Below are 5,388 nucleotides of genomic sequence, written 5' to 3'. Positions count from 1 at the left end.
GGTCGGCGCCGGGCGGACGCCCGGCCAGCCGGGCGAACTCGCCGGCGTGCGGGGTCAGCACGGTCGGGGCGGTCCGGGAGCTGACCAGTTCGGGGGGGGCCGCCAAGATGGTGAGGCCGTCGGCGTCGACGATCACCGGCAGCTCGGTTTCCAGCGCGAACCACAACTGCGCGGCCGCAGCGCTGTCGGTGCCCAGGCCCGGCCCGACCACCCAGGCCTGCACCCGGCCGGCGGTCGCGGCGCTGGGGGCGGCCACCACTTCGGGCCAGTGCGCGACCACGTCGGCGGCGGCGCTGCCCGCGTAGCGCACCATCCCGGAGGTGGCGGCCACCGCCGCGCCCGTGCACAGGATGGCCGCGCCGGGATAGGTCGCCGAGCCGGCCAGGATGCCGGTGACGCCCTGGGTGTATTTGTCGTCGGTGCGGTGCGGCACCGGCCAGCGGGCCGTGACGTCGGCGGCTTCCATGCCGAGCAGGTCGGTGGCGGGCAAATCCAGGCCGATATCGACCAGTTTGACCCGCCCGCACTCGCCCAGGGCGTGCACCGGCTTGAGGCCGCCGAAGGTCACCGTCAGCGCGGCGTGCACGGCGGGACCGTCGACGGCGCCGGTGTGCGCGTCGACGCCACTGGGGATGTCGACCGCCACCACCGGGATACCGGCGTCGTCGACGGCGGCGAACACCTCGGCGGCGTTGGGCCGCAGCGCACCCCTACCGGAGATCCCGACCACCCCGTCGATCACCAAATCCGACGCGGTCGGCACGGTTTCGACGATCCGGCCGCCGGATTTGGTGAACGCCGCCAGCCCCTTGGCATGCGTGCGCTCCGGGTTGAGCAGGATCGCGGTGGCGGCGGCGCCGCGCCGACGCAGGAAGGTGGCCGCCCACAGCGCGTCACCGCCGTTGTCGCCGGAGCCGACGACCGCGCAGATACGCCGACCGGCGACCCCGCCGGTGCGTCGGGTGAGTTCCCCGGCGATCGCGGTGGCCAGCCCGAACGCGGCCCGGCGCATCAACGCCCCGTCGGGCAGGCTGGCCAATAGCGGCGCTTCGGCGTCGCGGATCTGCTCAACGGTGTAGTAGTGCCGCATCCCTGTCAGGATTCCATGCCGGGTGAAACGACGGGTAGTCCTATCGACCGGGCGACGGTCGCCATTGCGCTGTCGTAGGTGACCAAGGCGACCAAATCCTCACCGAGCGCCTCCGCCGTTGCCACATGGATCGCTTCTAGCGCTGTCAGAGCGCCCGGCAGGTTCGCCGCCCGGTCGCGGATGTCGGCGGTGACCTGAAGCTCGTCGTAGTCACGCAGGAGCTGGTCCATGAGGTTGGGGAAGCTGCCGATCCGGCCGCAATTGCGCACCGTCTCGACCAGCCCCACGGTGCTGGTGACTCCACGGAACTCAGCGTGGCGCGCGAGAAAGTCATTGAGTTCGGCCACATTGGGCCGTTCCGTCACAAGGGTTATCAACGCCGAGGCGTCGAGATAGATCATGGTGCTGTTTCGCCAGTCGACTTACCCTTCGTCGCCTCCAACTCCTCCCTGAAGTCGCGCTCCCAGTCACTCTCGCTATAGCGATCTTCGAGCAGGAGTTGGAGTGGATCGGGAGCACCTTCGGGCAGCTTGATGCGGGTGAACGTGGCCAGATCGGCGAGCGTCTTCCCGGACCGTCGCAACGCCCCGGACGCCTCGAGTTCTTCCACACGGCTGCGCTTCTTCTGCCGGCCGGGAACCAAGGTCGCGATCACCTTGCCGTGCCGGGTGATCTCGATGGTCTCGCCCTTCTCCGCGCGGGCGAACATCGCGCTCGGGTTATAGGAGAACTCGCGTACTGACACCGTGGTCATAAGCGCCGCTCCCCGCACCCGTTGTGCCTACACGTAGGTACACCATCGTACGCGCGACTGAGGCGGCATACGTGCCGCCGTCCACAGGCTCGGCAGATCAGGCTCGTCCCACCTAACACCCGCTCTGACCTGGGCTCCCAGCCCCGGAGCGTACCGTTTTACTAGTTCGGTTAAGTCAGCTAACTACCAGGCGGCGACTCGCTCAGCGGCCCGACGGAAGAGGGACACACATGGCACGCACCGACAACGACACCTGGGACCTGGCCAGCAGCGTGGGCGCCACCGCGACCGGTGTCGCCGTCGGGCGCGCCCTGGCCAGCCGGGGCCCCAACGCGCTCATCAACGACCCGTTCGCCGAGCCCCTGGTGCGGGCGGTCGGGGTGGATTTCTTCACCCGGCTGGCCAGCGGGCAACTGGACCCGGCCGGGCTCGACGACGGCGTCGAGTTCGGCATGGCGCGAATGCGCGACATGATGGCGGTGCGCACCCTGTTCTTCGACGAGTTCTTTCTCGCGGCCGCCGAGGCAGGGATCCGCCAGGCAGTGATTCTGGCCTCGGGTCTGGATGCCCGGGCCTACCGGCTGCCCTGGCCGTCGGGCATGACCGTGTACGAGATCGACCAGCCGCAAGTCATCGAGTTCAAGACCCAGGCGCTGGCCGACCTGGGCGCGCAACCCAGCGCCGACCGGCGGGCGGGTGGCGATCGATCTGCGCCATGACTGGGCGGCCGCGCTGACCCAGGCCGGATTTGACCCCGGCCAACGCTCGGCGTGGAGCGCGGAGGGTCTGCTGCCCTTCCTGCCGCCCGAGGCTCAGGATCGGTTGCTGGACCACCTCACCGCGCTCAGCACCGCGGGTAGCCGGTTGGCGACGGAAAACCTGGCGAACGCCGGCGAGTCGGTGCCGATGATGCGTGACCGCATGCACGAGGCCGTCGACCGCTGGCGCCAGCACGGTTTCGACGTCGACATGACCGACCTGTGGTACGCCGGCGACCGGCACGACGTCATCGACTATTTGAACTCACACGGCTGGGACGCCGCGGGGACGAGCGTCGCGGAACTGACCGCCGCCCACGGGATCTCGACCCAGACCGACGACGAGGACGAGGCGGCGATGTTCCGCTCACTGGCATACGTGACCGCCAGGAGGACTTGAGGTTGGTGGCAGTCACTCAGCCAACCTTCTGCGGCTGGCATCGATGGCCCAGCCCCAAGAATGACGTTCCCTCGTCGCAGGTCGTGGGTGGTAGGATTTGGCGGTCGTTTCTTTGCTGTGTGCTGCGAGACGAGGGGTGGAGCGTGTCTAGGCGTTTGCGGGTGGAGTTTCCTGCGCTGGGTGGGTCGGTGCAGGATTTTGCGGGGGTCGCCGAGGCGTTGCGGTCGGGGTTGGCGCGGCTGGATGAGCAGGTGACGGGGCTGGTTGGCGATTCGTGGTCGGGGGACGCCTCGGCGAAATACTCCGAGGTGTGGCAGCAGTGGCATGAGGGTGCCGCCTCGGTGGTGTCGGGGTTCGCGAAGTTTTCGGAGCGGATGGCCGCGACGGAGAAGGCGTTTCGCGAGGCGGAAGGCGGCGGCGGCGGCGTGTCGGGGGATGTGCGGTGACCAGGTTTCGGGTGGACCCGCCGAAGTTGGCTGCCGCGGTGGCCCAGATGACGGGTTTCCACAAGGTGGTGGCGGCTTCGGTCGAGGAGGCGCAGTCCGTGATGGCGCGGTTGGCGCCGTCGTGGGAGGGCGAGGCGGCGACCGCGGCCCGAGAGGCGCATCGGGAACTCCATGCGGGGGCCCAGCAGATGGAGGAAGCGCTGGGGCAGTTGAAGCGGTTTTTGGATAACGCCCACCAGGGGTATGAGCGTGCTATTGCGGGGAATTCGCGGATGTGGGGCGTGGAGTAGGCGCCGCGATGGTGTGGGGAAGGATGTGCGGGCGCTGGGGTTGACCGATGGCGCCCATTGATGTTGATCCGGTGCCGCTGGCAGCCGCGGGTGTGGCGCTGGCCGGGGATGGTGCTGGGCTGGCCGCGGCGCTGTCGGCGTTTTCGGGGTCGTTGAAGGGGTTTAACGCCGGGGAAGACACCGCGGGGTCGGAGTTCGGACAGTCCTATAGCACTAACGCGTCGGGGGTGGTCAAGGCCGCGTTGTCGGCGTTGAAGGCGTGTGGGCAGGTCGGGTTCGGGATTCAGATGTCGGCGGCCAATTACGCCGCGGCGGAGGCGGGGGCGACGGTGGGGTGTCCGGCGCCGTCGGTGGCGGTGCCGGCTAAGCCCGACGCGCCCGGGGTGTCGGTGACGATTCCCAGCCCGTTTGGCGATGGTATCGCGGAGCCGGTGTTGTGGAAGCTGGTCGAGGTCTTTGTGGGCAGCGTGTGGCCCAACGGTGATCCCGGCGCGATGCGCGCGGCGGCGCAGCCGTGGAAAACGCTGGGGGAGGCGTTGACCCGGATCGGTGCCCAGGTGCCGACGGTCAAGCCGTCGATCGCCGCCCAAACCATTCCCGAACAGCAGGCGATGAGCACCGCGGTCGATGACATCGGCAACTCGCTGACCGCGCTGGGCGGCGTGTGCAGCACCATCTCCGGGGAACTGGAATCGTTCGCCGGCAAGGTCGAAGAAGCGCAAAACGCGATCCGCGATCTGCTCAAACGACTGTCCCCGTCGGGGCTGCTGACCACCCTCGGTCATCTGTTTTCCGGCGAAAATCCGCTGGAGGACATTAAGGCCGTGGCCCGCGACATCGTGGCGGTCTTGCGGAATTTGGGGCGACAGGCCGACGCGACGGTCGACGCCATCAAAAGGGCCGTGTCCGCCGTGGAGGGTTTGGCCGATTCGGTGGAGAACTGGATCGGCAAGGAATTTCCGCCGCTTGCCCCGGTGGCCAATGTGCTGATTGATTTGCCGGTGGGGGCGTGGAAGAACATTTTCGGGGTGGTGGAGTCGGTGGCCGCGCTGAACCCGACCCGGTTTTTCTCCGATCCGAAGGCAGCCCTGGCCACCTGGAAGAACACCTCCGAATCGCTGTTGGTGTTGAGCAATCCGGTGGCGCTGATCGGCAAGATCGCCGCCGACCCGCATGGGGCGTTGGAGCTGGGTAAAAGCCTCATCGACTGGCAGGATCTCAGCGGGGATCACCCGATGCGCGGGGTGGGGTCCGACATGGCCACGATCGCCTCGTTCTTCCTGCCCGGGGCCGCGGCCGCCAAACCCGCGGCCACCGCGGCCGAGGCCGGCGTGCGCGCCACCGAAACCGCGGCCACAATCGAGACGAGAACTGGGTCGGCGCTGACCCGCGACGCCGCGGCCGGGGCGCGGATCCCGGCCGCCGACATCGGCGCCCAAACCGGGAAAATCACCGAAAAGCTCGATAACCTCTCGCAGGTCAGACCCACCGAACCGGTCCGGCCCGGCCCGCTGGAGCAACCCAAACCCGGTGCGACACTCAGCGACCAGCCCCGCCCCGGCAACCCGGGTGTGCCTGCCGCCGAACCCCGCCCGGAGCCTGCGCCGCGCGCCGAGGCCCCCGGCGCGGGCGATCGCACCACCCCGACAC

At 68.9% G+C, this 5,388-nt stretch carries 6 protein-coding genes and 1 pseudogene; 4 read left to right on the top strand and 3 right to left on the bottom strand.

Features of this window, described 5'->3' with window-relative positions; genetic code table 11:
• From BKN37_RS25495 to BKN37_RS25485, 3 genes are all read right to left on the bottom strand, one after another.
• A partial coding sequence (locus tag BKN37_RS25495) for an NAD(P)H-hydrate epimerase (RefSeq protein ID WP_071029887.1) occupies positions 1 to 1,090 on the bottom strand: 1,090 nt, incomplete at its 3' end.
• Positions 1,091 to 1,095: 5 nt separating this feature from the next.
• Positions 1,096 to 1,491, bottom strand: coding sequence for a type II toxin-antitoxin system VapC family toxin (locus tag BKN37_RS25490; protein ID WP_071029884.1), 396 nt, complete (start codon positions 1,489 to 1,491; stop codon positions 1,096 to 1,098).
• Positions 1,488 to 1,844 (bottom strand): type II toxin-antitoxin system Phd/YefM family antitoxin, encoded by a 357-nt coding sequence (locus BKN37_RS25485; RefSeq protein WP_083342049.1) that lies wholly within the window; start codon positions 1,842 to 1,844, stop codon positions 1,488 to 1,490. The genes BKN37_RS25490 and BKN37_RS25485 overlap by 4 nt, the downstream gene beginning before the upstream one ends.
• 230 nt (positions 1,845 to 2,074) lie before the next feature.
• Here BKN37_RS25485 and BKN37_RS25480 point away from each other — a divergent pair.
• The 4 genes and pseudogenes from BKN37_RS25480 to BKN37_RS25465 all read left to right on the top strand — a co-directional run.
• Positions 2,075 to 3,002 (top strand): annotated as a pseudogene (locus tag BKN37_RS25480) (class I SAM-dependent methyltransferase).
• A 143-nt stretch (positions 3,003 to 3,145) separates the two neighbouring features.
• Entirely contained in the window at positions 3,146 to 3,448 is a 303-nt protein-coding gene (locus BKN37_RS29395) for a WXG100 family type VII secretion target (protein WP_165618398.1), read from the top strand.
• Positions 3,445 to 3,738 (top strand): WXG100 family type VII secretion target, encoded by a 294-nt coding sequence (locus BKN37_RS25470; protein ID WP_083342047.1) that lies wholly within the window; start codon positions 3,445 to 3,447, stop codon positions 3,736 to 3,738. Before BKN37_RS29395 ends, BKN37_RS25470 begins: the two co-directional genes overlap by 4 nt.
• A 47-nt stretch (positions 3,739 to 3,785) precedes the next feature.
• A partial coding sequence (locus BKN37_RS25465; RefSeq protein ID WP_479724568.1) for a WXG100-like domain-containing protein occupies positions 3,786 to 5,388 on the top strand: 1,603 nt, incomplete at its 3' end.

Origin of the sequence: Mycobacterium talmoniae (genome assembly GCF_001854525.1) — a bacterium.
GTDB classification, from domain to species: domain Bacteria; phylum Actinomycetota; class Actinomycetes; order Mycobacteriales; family Mycobacteriaceae; genus Mycobacterium; species Mycobacterium talmoniae.
Note: the sequence above shows the minus strand (reverse complement) of the source record. Positions and strands in the feature narration are given on the sequence as shown.

What these genes read in the sequence shown, in the direction of transcription:
- BKN37_RS25490 (WP_071029884.1), bottom strand. Translation starts at nt 1,491, where the DNA reads ATGATCTATCTCGACGCCTCGGCGTTGATAACCCTTGTGACGGAACGG.
- BKN37_RS25485 (WP_083342049.1), bottom strand. Translation starts at nt 1,844, where the DNA reads ATGACCACGGTGTCAGTACGCGAGTTCTCCTATAACCCGAGCGCGATG.